We start from the raw sequence: 1,419 nt of genomic DNA, 5'->3' as shown, positions 1-1,419 counted from the left end.
CAGAGGGGGGAGGGAAGCACGCCCGACCGGGCGAAGGTCTTTGGACAAGGAGGACCGGTGCTGCTCGGCAACGGGGAAATGATCGTCCGGCTCGCGCTGGCCGCGCTGCTCGGCAGCGTGATCGGGCTGGAGCGCGAGCGCCTGCTCTGGGCGGCGGGCCTGCGCACGCACATGCTGGTCTGCGTCGGCTCCTGCCTGATCATGATGGTCTCGGCCTTCGGCTTCTCCGACGTGCTGGGCACCAAGGACGTGACGCTCGATCCCTCCCGCATGGCCGCCCAGGTGGTCTCCGGCATCGGCTTCCTCGGGGCGGGCACCATCCTGCTGCGGGGCGAGGTGGTAAAGGGCCTGACCACCGCCGCGAGCCTGTGGGCGGTGGCCGCGATCGGGCTGGCCATCGGCGGCGGTCTCTACGTCCCGGCGCTCGCCACCACGATCCTCGTCGTCGCGATCCTGGCCGGGGTGAAGCCCCTGGAGGATCGCTGGCGCGACCGGATGCAGACCCGCACCCTGCGGCTGACCGTGCGCCGGGGCACCATGTCCATCGACACCCTGCACGCGGCCACCGGCGCGCGGGCCTCTCGGGTGCGCCAGTTCGTAGTGCGCCCCGGCGAGGACCCGGAGCTGGAGGAGGTCGTGGTCTCGTTCGTGCGCCTGTCGCGCACCAGCGTCGAGGCGATCGCCACGACGTTGCGGGCGATGCCGGACGTGGTCGGCGTGGAGGACGTACAGAGCTGACGTAGTAGGCGTGGCGCCGGTCGTCAGCGATTGCCGGGTCCGCACATCTTGACGGATTGCCCTGCCGCTTCCGGTATCGACAAAATCCGATTACCGTCGGCGCCCGGCGAAACCTTCGCGCCGCGGAGTCCTGGCCGATGGGTGTGATCTATTACGACGTACCCCTCGTCAACCAGCGGCAGAGCCCGATCTGCTGGGTCTGCTGCATGGCGATGATCGCAGCCGAACGGGAAGGCCACTCGCCCACCGTCAGCAAGTACCTGAACGGGTTCAATCCCGACAACGCCTCCGTCTCCAACCCCGCCGCCGACTGGGACGACTTTCAGCGGCGCCTGGCCCGGTGCGGGTTCTCGTCCACGACGATCGACGCGAGCATCGGGTCGATCTCCAGCTTCCTGAGCCGGAACGGCCCCTTCATCCTCACCCACCATTGCTACGGCTTCAACTACGGGGCCGGATGGAAGATGCGGACCAAGCCGGACGAGGTCCACGCCGTCGTCATCAACAGCGCCGACCCCGATTCGACGATGTGCACGATGAACAACCCCTGGGGCAACAAGGACCGCTTCCTGGCCGTCAGCAACGTCATCAACGCGATCATCGAATACAAGACGATCGGGCCGAACATCGCGTATTACACGGGTTGAGGCCTCGATCGCGTCAGGCCTAGAGCGTGTTATG

2 protein-coding genes are annotated in these 1,419 nt (G+C 67.4%); both read left to right on the top strand.

All coding sequences use genetic code 11. The features are described from left to right. Positions 1-60 precede the first annotated feature (60 nt). A complete protein-coding gene (locus COGEMETH_RS25250; RefSeq protein WP_238185408.1) occupies positions 61-738 on the top strand; it encodes an MgtC/SapB family protein in 678 nt (225 codons plus the stop codon). A gap of 137 nt (positions 739-875) precedes the next feature. After that, entirely contained in the window at positions 876-1,385 is a 510-nt protein-coding gene (locus COGEMETH_RS25245) for a papain-like cysteine protease family protein (protein WP_238185407.1), read from the top strand. Positions 1,386-1,419: the final 34 nt, after the last annotated feature.

Origin of the sequence: Methylobacterium trifolii, assembly GCF_022179685.1 — a bacterium.
Taxonomy (GTDB): Bacteria; Pseudomonadota; Alphaproteobacteria; order Rhizobiales; family Beijerinckiaceae; genus Methylobacterium; species Methylobacterium trifolii.
This window is presented reverse-complemented; position numbering and strand designations above follow the sequence as displayed.